The sequence below is a fragment of the Pseudomonas sp. TH32 genome (assembly GCF_016650855.1).
GTDB lineage: Bacteria > Pseudomonadota > Gammaproteobacteria > Pseudomonadales > Pseudomonadaceae > Aquipseudomonas.
Genome location: NZ_JAEKFA010000002.1, coordinates 2457723 through 2475456, shown reverse-complemented (window position 1 = coordinate 2475456; position 17734 = coordinate 2457723). Strand labels below are relative to the sequence as shown.

General features: G+C 62.1%; 18 protein-coding genes. 7 read left to right on the top strand and 11 right to left on the bottom strand.

Annotated elements, in window-relative coordinates; genetic code table 11:
• Window positions 1-237: 237 nt before the first annotated feature.
• Window positions 238-825, top strand: coding sequence for a GDP-mannose pyrophosphatase NudK (nudK, locus tag JFV30_RS14990; RefSeq protein ID WP_201124455.1), 588 nt, complete (start codon window positions 238-240; stop codon window positions 823-825).
• Window positions 825-2027: a lipase family protein gene (locus JFV30_RS14985; RefSeq protein WP_201124454.1), complete on the top strand. Its 1203-nt coding sequence runs from the start codon at window positions 825-827 to the stop codon at window positions 2025-2027. Before nudK ends, JFV30_RS14985 begins: the two co-directional genes overlap by 1 nt.
• Window positions 2028-2059: 32 nt before the next feature.
• Here the strand turns inward: JFV30_RS14985 and JFV30_RS14980 are convergent, their stop codons facing one another.
• Complete coding sequence (locus tag JFV30_RS14980) at window positions 2060-2500, bottom strand: hotdog fold domain-containing protein (protein WP_010171714.1); 441 nt, start codon at window positions 2498-2500, stop codon at window positions 2060-2062.
• A 141-nt stretch (window positions 2501-2641) separates the two neighbouring features.
• On the opposite strand from JFV30_RS14980, the gene JFV30_RS14975 reads away from it, so the two are divergent.
• The gene (locus JFV30_RS14975; RefSeq protein ID WP_201126197.1) at window positions 2642-3259 is read left to right on the top strand and encodes a TetR/AcrR family transcriptional regulator; all 618 of its coding nucleotides are present in this window, start codon (window positions 2642-2644) and stop codon (window positions 3257-3259) included.
• A gap of 6 nt (window positions 3260-3265) precedes the next feature.
• Here JFV30_RS14975 and JFV30_RS14970 read toward each other — a convergent pair whose 3' ends face one another.
• Window positions 3266-3715, bottom strand: a complete 450-nt coding sequence (locus JFV30_RS14970) for an Rrf2 family transcriptional regulator (RefSeq protein ID WP_201124453.1) — start codon at window positions 3713-3715, stop codon at window positions 3266-3268.
• Window positions 3716-3859: 144 nt separating this feature from the next.
• On the opposite strand from JFV30_RS14970, the gene JFV30_RS14965 reads away from it, so the two are divergent.
• Window positions 3860-4747: an NAD(P)/FAD-dependent oxidoreductase gene (locus JFV30_RS14965; RefSeq protein ID WP_201124452.1), complete on the top strand. Its 888-nt coding sequence runs from the start codon at window positions 3860-3862 to the stop codon at window positions 4745-4747.
• 2 nt (window positions 4748-4749) lie between these two features.
• Here the strand turns inward: JFV30_RS14965 and gudD are convergent, their stop codons facing one another.
• Window positions 4750-6099 (bottom strand): glucarate dehydratase, encoded by a 1350-nt coding sequence (gene gudD, locus JFV30_RS14960; protein ID WP_201124451.1) that lies wholly within the window; start codon window positions 6097-6099, stop codon window positions 4750-4752.
• Between the two features lie 10 nt (window positions 6100-6109).
• The gene (locus JFV30_RS14955; RefSeq protein ID WP_010171704.1) at window positions 6110-7459 is read right to left on the bottom strand and encodes an MFS transporter; all 1350 of its coding nucleotides are present in this window, start codon (window positions 7457-7459) and stop codon (window positions 6110-6112) included.
• A gap of 289 nt (window positions 7460-7748) precedes the next feature.
• Here JFV30_RS14955 and JFV30_RS14950 point away from each other — a divergent pair, with 289 nt between their 5' ends.
• On the top strand, window positions 7749-8459 hold the full coding sequence (locus JFV30_RS14950) for a FadR/GntR family transcriptional regulator (protein ID WP_169388764.1): 711 nt from the start codon (window positions 7749-7751) through the stop codon (window positions 8457-8459).
• 6 nt (window positions 8460-8465) lie between these two features.
• Here the strand turns inward: JFV30_RS14950 and JFV30_RS14945 are convergent, their stop codons facing one another.
• Window positions 8466-9308 carry an alpha/beta fold hydrolase gene (locus JFV30_RS14945; RefSeq protein ID WP_201124450.1) on the bottom strand — a complete coding sequence of 281 codons (843 nt, stop codon included), beginning with the start codon at window positions 9306-9308 and terminating at the stop codon, window positions 8466-8468.
• A 287-nt stretch (window positions 9309-9595) separates the two neighbouring features.
• Here JFV30_RS14945 and JFV30_RS14940 point away from each other — a divergent pair, with 287 nt between their 5' ends.
• Window positions 9596-10183, top strand: coding sequence for a LysE family translocator (locus JFV30_RS14940; RefSeq protein WP_201124449.1), 588 nt, complete (start codon window positions 9596-9598; stop codon window positions 10181-10183).
• A 1-nt stretch (window position 10184) separates the two neighbouring features.
• Here JFV30_RS14940 and JFV30_RS14935 read toward each other — a convergent pair whose 3' ends face one another.
• From JFV30_RS14935 to JFV30_RS14915, 5 genes are all read right to left on the bottom strand, one after another.
• Window positions 10185-11018: an AraC family transcriptional regulator gene (locus JFV30_RS14935; RefSeq protein ID WP_201124448.1), complete on the bottom strand. Its 834-nt coding sequence runs from the start codon at window positions 11016-11018 to the stop codon at window positions 10185-10187.
• Between the two features lie 76 nt (window positions 11019-11094).
• Window positions 11095-13563, bottom strand: a complete 2469-nt coding sequence (locus JFV30_RS14930; RefSeq protein ID WP_446739857.1) for a TonB-dependent siderophore receptor — start codon at window positions 13561-13563, stop codon at window positions 11095-11097.
• A gap of 97 nt (window positions 13564-13660) precedes the next feature.
• Complete coding sequence (locus JFV30_RS14925; protein WP_201124446.1) at window positions 13661-14620, bottom strand: FecR domain-containing protein; 960 nt, start codon at window positions 14618-14620, stop codon at window positions 13661-13663.
• Window positions 14617-15147 carry a sigma-70 family RNA polymerase sigma factor gene (locus tag JFV30_RS14920; RefSeq protein ID WP_201124445.1) on the bottom strand — a complete coding sequence of 177 codons (531 nt, stop codon included), beginning with the start codon at window positions 15145-15147 and terminating at the stop codon, window positions 14617-14619. The genes JFV30_RS14925 and JFV30_RS14920 overlap by 4 nt, the downstream gene beginning before the upstream one ends.
• A gap of 95 nt (window positions 15148-15242) precedes the next feature.
• Window positions 15243-16154, bottom strand: a complete 912-nt coding sequence (locus tag JFV30_RS14915) for a LysR family transcriptional regulator (RefSeq protein ID WP_169388757.1) — start codon at window positions 16152-16154, stop codon at window positions 15243-15245.
• A gap of 110 nt (window positions 16155-16264) precedes the next feature.
• Here JFV30_RS14915 and JFV30_RS14910 point away from each other — a divergent pair, with 110 nt between their 5' ends.
• Window positions 16265-17110, top strand: coding sequence for an oxidoreductase (locus JFV30_RS14910; protein WP_201124444.1), 846 nt, complete (start codon window positions 16265-16267; stop codon window positions 17108-17110).
• A gap of 8 nt (window positions 17111-17118) precedes the next feature.
• Here JFV30_RS14910 and JFV30_RS14905 read toward each other — a convergent pair whose 3' ends face one another.
• On the bottom strand, window positions 17119-17709 hold the full coding sequence (locus JFV30_RS14905; protein WP_201124443.1) for a hypothetical protein: 591 nt from the start codon (window positions 17707-17709) through the stop codon (window positions 17119-17121).
• Window positions 17710-17734 lie beyond the last annotated feature (25 nt).

The window sequence follows — 17734 nt, the reverse complement described above, 5'->3', positions numbered from 1 at the left end:
AACTTCCTGTGCGAGTGGAGTTCACGCCCGAAAAACGCTTTCACCTTGAATGCCAGGTTGGCCCTGCGTAGTACTGCGCGCATTCCCAGGGTGGGGCATTCTGACCCTGGCGGAAAAAAGCGACGACTGGCCATTCGGCTAGGTAGTCGCCTGGATACGCATGGGCCTCACAGGCTCGACTTGACGATAACGACGCTTGAACCACATGCTCCCTGTCCCACGATAAAAGGACCGCTCATGGACAACAGCCCCGTTCGCATCCACACCGAAGAGTTGCTCTCGGATAACTGGTACGTGCTGAAAAAGTACACTTTCGACCTGCGCCGCCGCGACGGCAGTTGGCAGTCCCAGACCCGCGAGATCTATGACCGGGGCAATGGTGCGACCATCCTGCTGTACAACCGCGAGCGGCGCACGGTGTTGCTGATTCGCCAGTTCCGCATGCCGACTTTCGTCAATGGCTACCACGGCTACCTGATCGAATCCGCCGCCGGCCTGCTGGACAACGCCAGCCCCGAGGAACGCATTCGTCTCGAAGCGGAAGAAGAGACGGGCTACCGTGTGGGCCATGTGGAAAAAATCTACTCGGCCTTCATGAGCCCGGGCTCGGTGACCGAGCGCATCCACTTTTTCATCGGCGAATATTCGCCGGCCGACCGGGTCAGCGATGGCGGCGGGCTGGAAGATGAGGGTGAGGACATCGAGGTGCTGGAGCTGGGGTTCGAGGCCGCTCTGTCCATGGTGCAAAGCGGCGAGATCGTCGACGGCAAGACCATCATGCTGCTGCAGTATCTTGAGTTGCGGATGTTGAAAGAGGGCTGGTGATGGCGCGTCGGTTTTCCCTGGCGTTGGCGGTGTTGCTGGCGGGCTGCAGCGGCGTGAGTGCGGCGCCGGCGCCCGTCGGCGACGGCGGTGTTCCTGCGTTCTATACCTGGGCCGACAAGGTGCCTGCATCACCCGGGCAGATGCTGCGCAGTGAACCGTTGACGGCTCGGCAAAGCCTGGCCGATGCCGGGCAGAACCTGCGGATCCTGTACACCTCCACCGATGGTCTCGACACCCGCAAACACCTGGTCGTCTCCGGTGCGCTGTTCCTGCCAAAGGGCACGCCGCCACCGGGTGGCTGGCCGCTGATGGCGTGGGCCCACGGCACGGTGGGCAGCGCTGATGTTTGCGCGCCGTCGTTCGCCGGTCGCAGCGCGCGGGATACGCGTTATCTCAATTATTGGCTGGGGCAGGGCTACGCCATCGTCGCCACGGATTACCAAGGGCTGGGGACGCCTGGACTGCATCCGTATGGGCTGACCAGCCCGCTGGCCTATGGCGTGCTCGACAGCATCCGTGCGGTGATGGCCGGTGGTTTTGGGCTCTCCAAAAAAGTGGTGGTGTTCGGCCAGTCCCAGGGCGGGCGTGCCGCGTTTGCCACGGCGGTCTACGCGAAAGACTACGCGCCTGAGTTGAACATCGTCGGCGTGGTAGCTACCGGTACGCCTTACGCGGCCACCCATAAAACCGGCGACAGTGCCGAGCTGGAAAAAGCCCGCAGCTCGGTGGTGCCGACCTTTGCCTACAACCTGTTGCGGCTGAGTACGGCCACCTTGTTTGATCCGTCGTTTGTCCCTGCCGACTACTTGAGCGAGCGCGCAATGCCGGCGTTTGAGATCAGTCAGCGCGATTGCTTGCATGCCATCGAGCAGCGGGTGGTGGCGGATAAACTTACCTTCAACGACAGCTTCAAGCACTCGCCCAAAGCAGCCCTCGACAGGGTCTATCGCGAGTCGGCGTATCCAACCCTGAAGACGGACATTCCGGTGTTTGTCGGCACGGGTGGCAAGGACCGGGATGTGTTTGTGCCGGGGCAAAAGGCCTTGGTCAGGGACGCCTGCAAGGCAGGCGACCGGATCGAATGGCATTTCTATCCCGAGCTTGATCACTCAGCCACGGTGAATGGCTCGCTGGCGGATTCGACGCCGTTTGTGCGCCGGGCGTTTGCCGCTGAAGTGATCCCCGGCAACTGCGGGTTGTAGCAGCAGGAGCCGCTCGGCTCCTGCGACGGCCTTCAGGCCAGCTTCACGTCCATGGTGATCCGTGCGGTAAACACCAACTTTCCTTCCGCATCGAGCATGTCCACCGGCACCACTTTGTCACCCGCCGTCAGCCAATCAATCCCCTCGCCATTGGCGGTCGCCGTGACGCTGCTTTTGGCCTTGGCCAGGTATTCCACCGTCATCCCCTTGGGAATCCAGCGCGCGCCGGTTGGCACGGACACATCCGTCATTGTCCCGGCCGCCAGTTCCGCGGCGTTGCACATGGCGATCGCATGCACCGTCCCCAGATGGTTGGTGACGGCCTTGCTGAACGGCACCTCCACCGCCGCCAACCCCGGGCGCAGCTGGGTGATCAACGGATTGATGGTGCTGAAGTAGGGCGCCATCTGGCACGCCAGTTTGCTGAATGCTTCGGGGCCGACGCTGTTGAACATACTCAGGTACTGACTCATGAGGTGCCTCACTGAAGGTCTGAATTTACGGAATGTTGTTCCGTTACAGAATAATGTTCTGTGACGGAACAGTATTCTGCCCATGGGAAATCTGTCAAGCTGCGCCGACGTGTCCTCTCAATGAATGAGTTCGTGTTCAGCATGCAAACCCCGGATCTGCTCCAGCGCTGCTTCCCAGGTCGAAGGGCCGAATTGAAGCGCGATATCTTCAAGACTGCCCTCGACCTGTTCAACGAGCAGGGCCTTGAAGCCACCACCATCGAGATGATTCGCGCCGGGTGCGACACCAGCGTTGGCGCGATCTACCATCACTTCGGCAACAAGGAAGGGTTGGTTGCCGCGCTGTTCTTCACTGCACTGGATGACCAGGCCGAATTGCGTGCGCGCTACCTGGAGTCGGCCAGGACGGCGAAGGAGGGCGTGTACGCGCTGGTCCACAGCTATGTGGATTGGGTGGACAACGAACCGCAGTGGGCGCGTTTCCAGTACCACGCGCGTTTCGCCGTGACCAAGGGGCCGTTCGCCGCCGAACTGGAAAGCCGCAACCAGTCGCGCAACGCGGTGCTCAAGGAGTGGATGGCGCTGCCCGGGCGGGGTGATCAGCTCAAACAATTGCCCGCAGAGCTTTGGCCGTCGCTGATCATCGGGCAGGCCGACAGCTACTGCCGTGCCTGGCTGGCCGGGCGGGCGACCAGCAGCCCGCGGGTTTACCGCGAGGTGCTGGCCGAGGCGGCGTGGCGTTCGGTGGGCGGGGTTTAGCCAGACTCACGCACACGGCACCGGCGTCATCGCCACCTGATAGCGCTCATCAAAATCCTCCGCCAGCTGCGCCAGCGTCACCTCTCCCAAACGCTGCAGCAGCAACGCCTGGGCGTCATCAAAGGCCTGGTTCAGTGCTGCGTTGACGGCCTGTTCCACCAGGCACTGCGGGTGATCGGTGGACAGGCCGACGGCAAAGATCGACGACGTGCCGAGGGCGTTGTGGATGTCCAGCAGGGTGATTTCACTCAAGGGCTTGCCGAGCGTCCAGCCGCCCTGATGGCCTTTTTCCGAGCGCACATAGCCCTTTTCCTTGAGCAGGCCGAGGGTACGGCGCACCACCACCGCGTTGGTGCCGAGCATCTGCGCGATGGTGTCCGAGGTGGCGCGTTCCTCGTGGCGGCCCATGTGGATCAGCACGTGGAGCATGCGCGAAAGCCGGGTGTCGTTTCTCATCTGCAAGCCTCGGGAATTCCTGCGCGAAAGTATCGTTCGTAACGATTGGAGTTGCGAGACTCTTGACGAAGTATTTTTATGTAACTTATGGTGTGTCGTGACTGCCCGGCAACCGATGCACGGGCCACCAGAGAGGTCATCTTCATGGTTTACGACGTGATTATCGTGGGCGGCAGCTACGCCGGAATGTCGGCCGGCCTGCAACTGGCGCGGGCCCGGCGCAAGGTGCTGGTGATCGATGCCGGGCAGCGGCGCAACCGCTTTGCGGCCACCTCCCATGGCTTCCTCAGCCAGGATGGCCAGCCGCCGGAGATGATCGCGGCTGAAGGGCGAGGGCAGTTGATGGAGTACCCAACCGTCACCTGGGTGCAGGACGCGGCGGTCGAGGCGACTCAGGGCCCGCAGGGTTTTGTGGTGCAAACCCGGTGCAATGGCAGCTTTAACGCTCTGCGGCTGATTCTCGCCTCCGGAGTGGTGGATGAGTTGCCCGAGGTCGAAGGCCTGCACGAGCGCTGGGGCAAGTCCGTATTCCACTGCCCGTATTGCCACGGCTATGAGCTGGACCAAGGCCGCATCGGCGTGCTGGCGACTTCACCGCTGGCGATGCATCACGCCATGCTGCTGCCGGACTGGGGCACCACCACGCTGTTCACCAATGGCGTATTTGTGCCGGATGCCGAGCAGCTGGCGCAGTTGGATCGGCGCGGGGTTCGCGTCGAAAGCCAGGCGGTGCGGCGGATTGTCGGTGAGCGGGCGGACGTGGAATTGGCAGACGGTCGGGTGATCGCGCTGGACGGCATCTTCACGATGTCCCGCACGCGCCTGGCCAGCCCGCTGGCCGAGCAGTTGGGGTGTGAGTTTGTCGAAGGACCGACCGGGCCTTATCTCCTCACCAACGACACGCGCCAGACCACAGTGCCCGGCGTGTTTGCCTGTGGTGACGCCAACCTGGCCGGCGGTTCGGTGGCGCTGGCGGTGGGCGAGGGCGTGCGCGCCGGGGTGGGTGCGCACTTCTCGATGATCTTCAGCTGAGGTCAGCGCACCAGGCAGGGCCGCTTGTTATCGAACGTCCAGCCCGGAATCATGAACTGCATCGCCACGCTGTCATTGCGCGCACCCAGGCCCATGCCTTTGTACAGTTCATGGGCGTGGGCCACGGCGTCCATGTCGATGTCGACGCCAAGGCCCGGTTTGGCCGGGACCTTGATATGCCCGTCGACAATCTTCAGCGGCGCCTTGGTCAGGCGCTGGCCGTCCTGCCAGATCCAGTGGGTGTCGATGGCGGTGATCTCTCCCGGCGCGGCGGCGGCCACCTGGGTGAACATCGCCAGGGAAATGTCGAAGTGATTGTTGGAGTGTGAGCCCCAGGTCAGGCCCCATTCGTGGCACATCTGCGCCACCCGCACCGAGCCTTGCATGGTCCAGAAGTGCGGGTCGGCGAGGGGAATATCCACCGACTGCAACTGGATGGCGTGACCCATTTCCCGCCAGTCGGTGGCGATCATGTTCGTGGCGGTGGGCAGCCCGGTGGCACGGCGGAATTCGGCCATGACTTCGCGCCCGGAGTAGCCGTTTTCCGCGCCGCACGGGTCTTCGGCGTAGGCCAGTACGTGATGTTGGTCGCGGCACAGGGCGATGGCTTCTTTCAGTGACCAGGCGCCGTTGGGGTCCAGGGTGATGCGTGCGTCGGGGAAGCGTTCGGCCAGCGCAGTGACCGCCTCGATTTCCTCGGCGCCGCGCAACACGCCGCCCTTGAGCTTGAAGTCATTGAAACCATATTGCGCCTTGGCTGCCTCTGCCAGGCGCACGATGGCTTCGGGCGTCATGGCCTGTTCATGCCGCAGGCGGAACCAATCCTCGGCGTGCGCTTCACTGCGATAGGCCAGGTCGGTCTGCTGGCGATCACCGATGTAGAACAGATAACCAAGCATCTTCACCGCGTCGCGCTGCTGGCCTTCACCCAAGAGTGCGGCGACCGGAACTTCTAGGAATTGGCCGAGCAAATCCAGCAGTGCAGCCTCCATCGCGGTGACGGCATGGATAGTGATGCGCAGGTCAAACGTCTGCAAACCCCGGCCCGCCGAATCCCGCGCGGCGAAGGTCTGGCGCATGGCATTGAGAATGCTCTGGTACTGGCCGATGGGCTTGCCGATCACCAGGTTGCGGGCGTCTTCCAGGGTCTCGCGGATGCGTTCGCCGCCGGGCACTTCACCGACGCCGGTACGCCCGGCGCTGTCGGTGAGGATCACGATATTGCGCGTAAAAAACGGCCCGTGGGCGCCGCTGAGGTTGAGCAGCATGCTGTCGTGGCCGGCCACCGGGATAACCTGCAGGCCGGTGACGACCGGGGCGCCGTTGGCGTGGTGCTGGTGTTCTGTGTTCATGGGGTATTCCTTATTTGCTCAAGACGGGGGCGGGTTGCAGCACGCTGCTGGTGGTCGGGCCGGGCAGGGTTTTGGCGAAAAACACCAGGATCGCCGCGAGGATCGACGTGCCCGCCAGGCCATACAAACCGCCCTGGATCGAACCGGTGGTCTGTTCCAGGAAACCAAAGGTGGTAGGCGCGACAAACCCGCCGAGGTTGCCGATGGAGTTGATCAGCGCGATCACCGCTGCAGCGATCCGCGCATCGAGGTAACCCTGGGGAATCGGCCAGAACAGTGAAGACGCCGACTTGAAGCCGATCGCCGCGAAGCAGATCGCGATAAACGCAAAGATCGGCCCGCCGGTGGTGGAGAGGAACATGCCGACCGCAGCGATCAACAGTGCAGCAGCGACCCACGCCTGCTGGAACTTGAACTTGCCCGCCAGCGCGGCGAAGGCGTACATCGCGATGATCGAAATCAGCCACGGGATCGAGTTGTAGAAACCCACCTGGATGTCGCTCAGGTCGCCCATCTTCTTGATGATGCTCGGCAGCCAGAAGGTGGCGGCGTAGATCGTCAGCTGGATGCAGAAGTACAGGGCGCAGAACAGCATGATCTGGCGGTCCTTGAGCAGTTTGCCCAGGGTTGGCTTGACCGTGGTGGCGGCGTCACGCTCACGTTGTTCGCGGTCGATTTCGCCCACCAGCGCATCCTTCTCTTCAAGGCTCAGCCACTTGGCGTCATGGGGCTTGGAGTCGAGCCAGAACCACACGAAAAAGCACAGCAGCACCGAGGCCATGCCTTCGATGATGTACATCCATTGCCAGCCGTGCAGGCCCAGGCCGGTGATTTGCAGCAGCACGCCAGACAAGGGGCCGGAGATCAGCGAGGCGAGGGCCGAGCCGCTGAGGAAAATCGCAATCGCCTTGCCGCGTTCGACGCCGGGCAACCAGCGGGTGAAGTAGTAGATCACCCCGGGGAAGAAGCCGGCTTCGGCCACGCCCAGCAGGAAGCGCAGGATGTAGAAGTGGGTTTCGTTCTGGATAAACGCCATCAGCGTGGCGGTGATGCCCCAGGTGAACATGATGCGGGTCAGCCAGATACGCGCGCCGACTTTTTGCAGGAGCATGTTGGAGGGGACTTCGAACAGCGCGTAGCCGATGAAAAACAACCCGGCGCCGAAGCCGTAGGCGGCTGCACCAATGCCCAGGTCGTGCTCCATATGGGTACGCACAAAGCCGATGTTGACGCGGTCGATATAGTTGACGATGAACATGATCACGAAGAGCGGGAGCACATGGCTCTTCACTTTCTTGATCGCGCGGGCCAGGACCGGGTCGGTGGCAGGCGCAGCTGTCGCAGGGCTTGAAGGGGTCACGAGGTAAAACTCCCACTGATTATTGTTGTGCGGGGGATAGGCTCGGGTTGCCGGAGCTGTCTGACAACTTGATAGACATCATACAACTGCAATTTCAGAGATAGCAACACTTTGTAGGTGCAAGCTTGCACGCGGTAAACGTCAACGATTACACGGTTATATTGAAGGGTCACGGTGTGGCGGGCTTTTTCGCGAGCCAGCTCGCTCCTACAAGTATTTGTTTGTTGTCATACAAGTTGGTGCGCATAAAAATGCTAGTATCGCCAGGCGCCCCTGAACGGAATTCCTGATGCAAACCCCAACCTCGGCACCTCATCGCAAGCGCTCCCCGGGCCTTGCCCACGACATCGTCACCGCGCTGACCCAGCAGATTCTGTTGGGGCAGATGGCGCCGGGTGAGAAGCTGCCGTCCGAGTCCGCCATCGTCGGCGAGTACGGCGTCAGTCGCACGGTGGTACGTGAAGCGCTCTCCAAATTGCAGGCGGCCGGGCTGGTGGAAACCCGTCACGGTGTCGGCACCTTTGTGCTGGAGCGCGACGAACGCCAGGGCCTGCACTTGACCCACGACACCGCCGCCAGCGTGCGCGGCATTCTTGAGTTGCGCATGGGCCTGGAAACCCAGGCGGCCGCCCTGGCAGCCTTGCGCCGTACCGACGAACAACTGCAGCAGATGCGCCAGGCGCTGGATGATTACCAGGATTCACTGGCGAACAACGACAGTGCCGTTGAGCCGGATGTGCGGTTCCATCGACTGATCGCCCAGGCCACCGGCAATACCTATTTCACCGACGTGATTTATCACCTGGGCCACTCGGTGATCCCGCGCACCCGGATCAATGCCGAAGAGCGCGGGGATGTGGACTTGATGGCGTTGGGGCGTATGGCGAACCTTGAGCACGAAGCGATCCTGAAAGCCATCCGCCGCCAGGACCCGGACGCCGCGAGAGCCGCCATGCTGCTGCACCTGAGCAACAGCCTGGAGCGTATGACCGGGGAGTAGGCGTGTCTATTTGCTGTCCAGGAAGTCCAGCAGCGCGGCGTTGAACAGCGCCGGGTCTTGCAGGAATGCGAAGTGGCTGGTGTTCGGCAGAATCAGCAGGCCCGCCCCCGGAATGGTCGACGCGATGTATTCGGTGTGTTCACGCTTGATCGCTTCATCGTGGTCGCCGTCGACAATCAGAATCGGGGTCTTGATGGCCGCCAGTTGCGCGTCTGTCCAGTCAGGCTGGCTGGCCCACATATGGCTGATCTGCTCGACAAACGCGTCGTACTGTTTTGGCGTTGGCGAGAGCTTGGCGTACTCCTTGCCGGCGCGTTCGATGAAGGCGGCGAAGGTCGGATTTTTCTCCACGCCGTCCTTGACCCCGGACGTCTGGGTGTTGGCGGCAAAGGCAAATACCTTGCCGATTCGGTCCGGGTGGCGCAGGGCGAGGTCAATGCCGATGATAGCGCCATCGCTCCAGCCGACGATATCGGCACGGGGGATTTTCAGGCTGTCGAGCACGGCGACCACGTCATCGGCCATCAGGTCGTAACCGTAGGGTTTCTCGTCCCGGGAGCTGCGTCCGTGGCCACGACTGTCGAGGCTGATGACCGTGTATTTGGCTGCCAGCGCCTTGACCTGGTTGCCCCAGTAATCAGAGTTGGACAGGCCGCCGTGCAGCAGGATCACCGGCGAGCCATGCCCGGTTTTGGTGTAGTAGACCTTGATGCCGTTGACGGCTGCATAGCCGGTTTTGGCTCCCACAATCGGTGCCGGGGTCGGCGGAAGGGTTTCCCACCGTTCTGTGGCGTGAACCGCAGAGAAAGACAGCAAAAGGCAGACGGTTGCCAATAAGCGAAGTGACATGGCGATTCCTTTTTTAGTGGGAGGCGTGAGGTCATCCCGACGGATGTGTGCTCGACTCTAGCACCCAGCCAGCTGTCAAAAACATGCATTTTTTCCTATCAAAAACCGCCGTTGAAAAGAAAAAAATAGCGTTATATCAATGGAATAAAATCGTCTTTTGGATTGGCAGGCTAAAGGGTTCAACTAGTGGTTTTTGCGTCCATTTTGTCCAGGGGCATTTTCTTCAATACCAGGATTCATCTTGCCCTTAAGGTTCAGCTCATACCGCACAACAAAAAGGAACCGCAATGAGCTTGATCATTTCCATGGCCGCCTTCGCCCTGGCCACGTCCATCACGCCGGGACCGGTGAATGTGGTAGCCATCAGTTCAGGCGCACGCTTCGGGTTCGCCGCCAGCCAAAAGCATGTGGCCGGGGCGGCGCTGGGGTTCACCTTGTTGCTGGTGCTGATCGGCCTTGGGTTGCATGAGGTGCTGGTGCGCTGGCCGCTGCTGACCCAAGTGATTCAATGGGGCGGGGTGGCGTTCCTGTTGTACATGGCCTGGAAACTGGCGGTCGACAATGGGCGCCTGGAGGCCGACGGCACAGCCACGGCACCGTCGATGCTTTATGGGGCGATCATGCAGTGGCTCAATCCCAAGGCCTGGCTGGCGTGTGTGGCGGGGATGGGCTTGTTCGTGGCCGATGGCGATGCGCAACAGGTCTGGCTGTTTGCGACGATCTATCTGGTGATTTGCTACCTGTCGGTGGCGTGCTGGGCTTACGCCGGGACCTTCCTGCGACGCTACCTGAGCAACCCCCAGGGCATGCGCCTGTTCAATCGCTCGATGGCCGCCTTGCTGGTGGCCAGCGTGGGGTATCTGCTACTGGCCTGAGTCAGCCGCGGTATTGCCCCGGCGTCGCCGCCAGGTGCTGTTTGAACGTGCGCTGGAAATGCGCCTGGTCGGCAAACCCGGCGGCCAGTGCCACGTCGGCGATCAGCTCGCCATTGCGCAACTGGATGCGGGCAAACTGAATGCGCCGATTGACCAGGAACGCGTGGGGCGTCATGCCGTAATACTGCTTGAACGCGCGGATCAGGTACGACGGCGACAGTTCGGCGGCCTGGCAAATGTCCTCCAGCTTCAGGGCCTCGGTGCAGTGTTCGCGAATGTACTCGGCAGCCCGCTCCAGCTTGTGATTCACCTCACGCACCGGCGTTGTCGACGGGTTGAGGCGTTGCTGGACCTCGGTGAAAAAACTCACCACGGCGCTCTGCTTGTGCAGGTGTTCGGCCTGCTCGTCGACCAGGACTTCATACAGTTCGATCAAGCCGTCATATAGCACGACGTCACGGGTATGAGTGGCGGTGAAGGCGCGAAAGCCTTCGTCGGTGCTGAAGCCGAGCTGGTGCTGCAGGTCCGTCAGCCAGGCCGTGTCGATGTACAGCATGTGATACGACCAGGGCTGATCGTACAGGGGGTTGCAGGCGTGGACATCGCCAGGGTTCATCAGCACCACGGTGCCGGCGCTGATCTGGAAGGTGGACTGGCCATTGATGTACAGGCTTTTGCCAGCGGTGATTGCGCCGATGGAAAAGTGTTCATGGGAATGCCGGGTATAGCAGACCTTGCGCCCATCGGAGATGGTCCGGGCCTCGATAAAAGGCAGGGCCTCATCGCGCCAGAAGCGTGGTGCCCGTGACAGTGGGTCAATGGCGTTCAGCGACATGTCTGCAGCTCCATCCCGAGCAAGATCGAGCGCAGATCATTACACAGCCATGGGCGCAGCCGCCATGGCCGTCAGGTCAGAAATCCCAGCGGGTCGCCAATTGCAGGCTGCGCGGCTCGCCGTAAAAACCGGTGCCGAAGTTGCCAAGCCCGGTGTAGTACTTTTTGTCGAACAGGTTTTTCACGTTCAAGGTGGTGCTCAGGTGCTCGTTGAAGCGGTAGCGCGCCATGAGGTCCACCAGGAAGTAGCTGTCCTGGGTAATGCGTGAGTTGTGGCCGAAATTCACCGCGTCATTGGGATCCGGCTGGAACACGTTGCCGAAGAACTCGCTCTGCCAGTTCACGCCGCCGCCCACGGTGAGGTTCTCCAGGGCGCCGGGCAGGCGATACGTATTGAACAGCCGCACCACTTGCTGGGGCGTGGTGGTTTGCAGCACAGAACCGTAGACATAGTCACCGTTGGCGTCACGGGTGTGCTGATAGGTATAGCCCGCCGAGACGTTCCAGCCGTCCAGCACTTCACCGGCCAGTTCGACTTCAAAACCCTTGGTGGTGGCGCCGGCAATCGGGCGATACACCGAGTCGGTTTCAAACCCGGAGACGTACTGCGCGACGTTGTCCTGTTCGATGCGGAACGCGGCAAAGCTGGCGTTCAGGCGGCCGTCGAAAAACGCCGCCTTGAGCCCGGCTTCATAGGTATCGCCTTCAATCGGATCAAGCAACTTGCGGTCGGCGTCCTTGCTGTTTTGCGGCTTGTAGATCTTGGTGTAGCTGGTGTAGACCGACCAGATGTCATTGAGGTCGTAGACGATGCCGGCATAGGGCGTGACGATGCCGGTCTGGCGGTAGGTGAGGCGGTTGTCGGCCTTGGTCGGGTCATAGAAGTCGGTGTTGTCGGTGCCGCTGAAATTGCTCACACGGGTGCCGAGAATCACAGACAGGTCGTCGGTGGGTTTCAAGCGTGTGGCCAGGTACGCGCCGGTCTGGCGCTGCACGATATCGTTCTGGCCGCTGCGGGGGATGTCGGGTTTCGGGTATTCGCCGCGCCAGTCATAAATGCTGCCGCCCACCGGCGGGTAGACTGAGCCGTATACCGGCACGTCCTGTTTGGCCCGGCTGGCCATGAAGCCCATGATCAACTCGTGCTCCCGACCGAACAGGCTGAAGGGGCCGTTGAGGTTGATGTCCAGGGTGTTTTGCAGCTGGTCACCCTTGTACTTGCCCATGAACATGAACATACCGTCGCCGGTGGCCTGGTCCGGGTTGCCGCCGCTGGCGGAGGCGAGCAGGGTGTCGTGCTGGCTGCGCTTGCGGTCCAGGCTGACTTTCAGCGACCAGTCGTTCGCCAGCTTGTGTTGCACCGAGGCAAACAGGGTCTGGTTCTGGAAGTCACGGCGGCTCCAGTCGGCGGCCGGGTTGAAGGACCGCGAGAAATCGGTGCGCGAACCGTTGCTGAAGTACATCGGGAAGCCGGTCCAGCTGGCGCCACGGGAGCGGGTGTCTTGCTGGTCGATGCCGAAGGTCAGCAGGGTGTCGGGCGTCAAGTCGGCTTCGAGGATGCCGTAGGCGATGTCCTTGGTGTTCTGGTAGTGATCCTGGTACGACTGGCGATCCTGGTACACCCCGACAAAGCGCCCGCGCACGTTGCCGGAATCGGTCAGCGGCCCGGAAATATCGCCTTCGGTGCGGTAGTTGTCCCACGAGCCGAACGTTTGGGTGACCGAAGCCTTGAATTCCCGGGTGGGCTTTTTGCGAATCAGGTTGACCGTGGCCGAAGGGTCGCCGGAGCCGGACATCAGGCCCGCCGATCCCTTGATGATTTCCAGGCGGTCATACACCGCCATGTCGGTGCTGGTGGTGCCGTAGTCATACACGCCGTCGTAGGTGGAGTTGACGCCGTCGTACTGGAAGTTGGTGATCGGCAGGCCACGGCTGGAAAATTCCCAGCGTTCGCTGTCGTAGTTCTGCACGCTCACACCGGGCGCGCGGCGCAGGGTGTCGGCGATGCTGGTGGAGCCCTGGTCGTCCATTTGCTGGCGGGTGATGACCGTCACCGATTGCGGCGTCTCGCGCATCGACAGGGCCAGGCCGGTGGCCGAGGCCATGGCGCCGGTGGTGTAGGAGTGGGTGTCTTCGGTGGTGGCGCCCAGGCCTTCGCCGGAGATGGTGGTGGCGCCCAGCTCCAGGGCGCCGGTGTTGGCCGGAATCGATTCCAGCACGTATCCGTTGTTGCCCTGGGACAGGGCTTGCAGGCCGCTGCCCTGTAACAGGCGCTGCAAACCGCTGGCCGGGGTGTAGCTGCCATTCAGGCCCGGGCTGGTCTTGCCGGCTGCCAGGCTGTTGTGGCCGACGATGAATATCCCGGATTGCTCGGCAAAGCTGTTCAGCACGTTGACCAAAGAGCCCGCCGCAATGCTGTAGTTGCGTGCGGCTTCCTGGGTGGATGGAGCTTCGGCGGCCTGCACGTTGAGCGCGCCCAGGCACACAAAGGTGGTGGTAACGGCCAGCGCCAGGGGGCGCAAGGCAAAGCGAACGGGTTGCGACATGAACATTCCCTTTGGATCAAATCGATCGGCTGATTGAAAGCATCTGCTGGGTTAACCGAACGAGTTGTGGAAAAGGGAACTGACGGCTGAAAGTTTTTTATGCGGTCGGGTTTTTGGGCCTGACCGTGGCCCACCACGGCATGAGCGTGTCGACCCGAATCGGCAGGGCGGCCTGTAGCAGGCGCAGGGCGTGGTCGCTGTCCTTGAGCGGGAACGCGCCCATCACGGGCAAGTGGGCCACGGCCGGATCGCACCCCAGATGGCCCTGGCGATAGCGGTTGAGTTCGGCGATCAGTTGGCCAAGCGGAAGGTTGTCCGCCAGCAACACGCCACGGCTCCAGGCTTCGCGGGTGGCGGATGCCGGTAAGCGGGCAGTGAACCCGTCACGGGTGAAGGACACTTGTTGCCCGGCCTCGGTGATTTGCACCTGATGGCTCGCGGCGGTGCGCACTTCGACCCGGCCTTCAAACACATTGAGCAGCGTGCTGTCGCCGTCCTGCAACACGCTGAACCGGGTACCCAGCGCCCGCAGGCGACCCTGTTCGGTCTCCACCAGGAACGGACGGCCTGGGTCGCTGGCGGTCTCGATCAGTACTTCACCGAAGCGCAGGTGCAACAAGCGCTGCACGCTGTCGAAACGCACATCCAGGGCGCTCAACGCGTTCAGCCACAGGCGGCTGCCGTCCTCCAGCACGGCCTCGCGGGTTTCGCCGTCGGCGGTGGCGTAATCGGCACGCCAGCCGCCCACCCGCCGGGGCAGGGTGGTGTTGCGCCAGGCGCCCCAGGCCAGTGTCGAGCCGGCGCACAGCACCAGAAGCGTCTTGAGGGTTTGCCGCCGGGAACTGCGCAGGGCGCGGCCGGCGCCATGGGCTTGCTCGGCTAGCGGCGCAAAGCGTTGGCTGACCCGCTCTACATAACCCCAGGCGGCCTGGTGCTCGGGACTTTGTCCAAGCCATGCCTGCCAGTGCTGGGTCGCGTCTGGCTGGTCCTGCAGGCGCACGTACCACTGGGCCGCCTGTTCCAGGCTGGCGTGGCTGAGTTTTCCGGGGCCGTTCATTCCACCAGCATCCCGTCCAGTTCCGCTTCCAGCACTGCGCAATGCAGCAGTGCCTGGGCCATGTACTTTTTCACCATGCGTTCGCCCACCCCGAGCTGAATGCCGATCTGCTTGTAGGGCAGGCCTTGCAACTGCGCGAGCAGGAACGCTTCACGGACCTTGTGGGGCAGGCGCGCGAGCATGGCGTCCACTTCGTACAAGGTTTCGACAATGATTGCCCGTTGCTCCGGCGACGGCTGCAACGCCACCGGCCGATCCGCGAGGCTTTGCAGCCACGCGTGTTCCAGTTGGCGACGGCGCCAGTGATCGATGCACAGGCCCCGGGCGATGGTGGCCAGGTAGGAGCGCTCCCGGGTCTCGTCGGCCTCGTCGGGCGGGCGCTTGAGCACCCGGATGAAGGTGTCGTGGGCCAGGTCCGCCGCATCCCAGCGATTGCTCAGGCGCCTGCGCAGCAGCCCCAGCAGCCAGGAATGGTGATTGCCATAGAGGTCGCTGAACGAGGAGGGCGAGGTCGACACAGTATCCATCTGGCGCAAAAGCCTTGGGGTAAATAAGAATTGGTCGCGATTAAACCAAAGGGCCGGGCACGGCGCAAATGATATTGGTTTGCTTTTGCACGGGCTTAGCCGATGCGCTGCTCGGCGACCCAGGCGGTCGCCAGGTCGATAAAGGCCCGCAGTTTCGGCTGGCTCTGGGTTCGGGCGGGAAAATACAGGTACAGCCCGCTGCTGGGTGGCACAAAGGATTGCAGCACTTGCACCAGCGTGCCTGCGGCCAGGTCGTCCATCACCTCAAAGTCACTCACATAAGCCAGGCCCTGGCCGGCGCGGGCGGCGGCGATCATCAGGTTGCGATCATTGACGATCAGCCCGCCTTGAACGCCGACGGTGAACTCCCGGCCCGCCCGCTCGAATTCCCAGCGGTGCGCAGTACCGGCGGTCAGGAAGCGATAGCCGATGGTTTGATGGGCCGTCAGCTCCTCGGGCGTCGCCGGTTTACCGGCCTTGGCGAAGTAGTCGGGAGCGCCCACCACCGACCAGTTCAGATCCGGTGTGAGGCGCACGGCAACCATGTCCTTGTCGATGGATTCCCCCAGTCGAATCCCGGCATCGAAGCCCTCGGTCACCAGGTCCACGGTGGCGTCGTCCAGGGAAATGTCCAGCACCACATCCGGAAATGCCTCACGAAAGCGTGGGATCAACGGCTCGATCAACAGCTTGCCCGACAGGCGCGGCACCGTCAGGCGCAGGGTGCCCATGGGCCGGTCGCGGTAGCCGCTGAGGGCCGCCAGGGCTTCGTCGATTTCCCCGGCGGCGGGGCGCAAGCGGCTGTAAAGCGTCATCCCGGCCTCGGTCAGCGCCACCCGCCGCGTGGTGCGCTGAAACAACACCACGCCTGTGCGTTTCTCCAGGGTTTTGACCGCATGGCTGACGGCCGTGGGTGTTACCCCAAGGCGTGCGGCGGCCTGGGTGAAGTTCTTCAATTCGGCGACGGCGAGAAATTCGGTCAAGCCATTGAACGGATCAAGGTTCATCGGATTTCCATTATGAAGTTCAGTTTCATAGTGCTTGTAGCACGAGAGGGTTTTTCAGGCTAATGCGGCGGCGTACCTTGGCTTCACTTTCACTCCATCAGGTACGGATCATGACAACGGCACATTCCTTCAAGCGTGTTTGGCTGGTGACCGGGGCTTCCCGGGGCATCGGTGCAAAAATCGTCGCGGCAGCGCTGGCCCACGGCGACGCGGTAGTGGCGACCGCCCGTAATGCTCAAGCGGTGATTGAGCGATTTGGCGAGCAACCCGGCCTGCTGGCGGTGCAACTGGATGTAACCCACGAATCCCAGGCCGCTGACGTGGCCCGCGCCGCTGTCGAACACTTCGGGCGTATCGATGTGCTGGTCAATAACGCCGGTTTCGGCTTGTTGGGCGCGGTGGAGGAGGCGTCTGCCGATGAGATTCGTCGGCTGTATGAAACCAACGTGTTCGGCCTGCTTAACGTCACACGCGGCGTGTTGCCCTTTATGCGCAAGGCGCGCAGCGGGCATGTGATCAATATTTCGTCGGTGGGCGGCTTCCAGTCGGCGCCGGGCTATGGGGTTTATTGCTCCACCAAGTTTGCCGTCGAAGGCTTGAGCGAAGCATTGCATGGCGAACTCGCGCCGCTGGGCATTAAGGTCACCGTGGTTGAGCCGGGGTATTTCCGCACGGACTTTCTCGACAGCAACTCCCTGGTGGAGTCGCCGGCGAGCATCGAGGACTACGCCGCCACCTCGGGCGAGGTGCGCAAACTGGCCAAGGCCTACAACCAGCAGCAGCCCGGCGACCCGGACAAGCTGGCGGTGGCCATGCTCAAGCTGGTGGAGGCTGAACAGCCACCGCTGCGCCTGGCATTGGGCACTGATACCTTGCGGGTGACCGAGGCCAAGCTGGCCTATGTCCAGCAGGAGCTGAGTACCTGGCGGGGGCTGTCGGCCTCTACGGACTTTTGAGGGCTGAATCAGTCCTGAGTTTCGAACCAACCGGGCGCGGTGGGAACATACACGCCGCGTTGCGGCCAATACGAATCGGTGCGCAGTACGGTGAGCTCTCCGGCTTGCGCCCAGGTGGAAATGAAAATTTCCAGGGAAAGGTCCCCTGCATTCAGGTCGTTCTGTATCTGACTGGCAGTGTCAGGCGATGCGGGGACCATCATGCCGCCAAATACAAACTCTTCAATGGAGTTGCGTGAGGTGTACTTGATCAAGCCGCCCTCGTTGCTCGCCCAGTAGGCCTCGCTTATACCTAGGCCATAGGCCCTGAGCTGGAAGAAAAACTCAAAGGCCTGCGGGTGGAAAAAAGTGCCGGCGTTCGGATAGGGCTCCGGCGTTGGAGTGAGGTCTGAGTGCCGGGGACGGAAGTAAATCCCTCGCGGCACATAGCCTTGGGGCAGGGCCGGGCGTCGAGAGGCCTGCGGGGAAAAGGGCCCGATGTAGCGGTAGTCAAGCGTGCTCCCGGACAGTCCGATGCTTGTGACGTAGGTGTCCTGTAGGGGGTTCTCTAGAACAATTCCGATGATGGCCAGATCGTAGGCTTCAAGCTCTTGGGTCATGGCGTGCACAGCGTCGTCGGCGTCG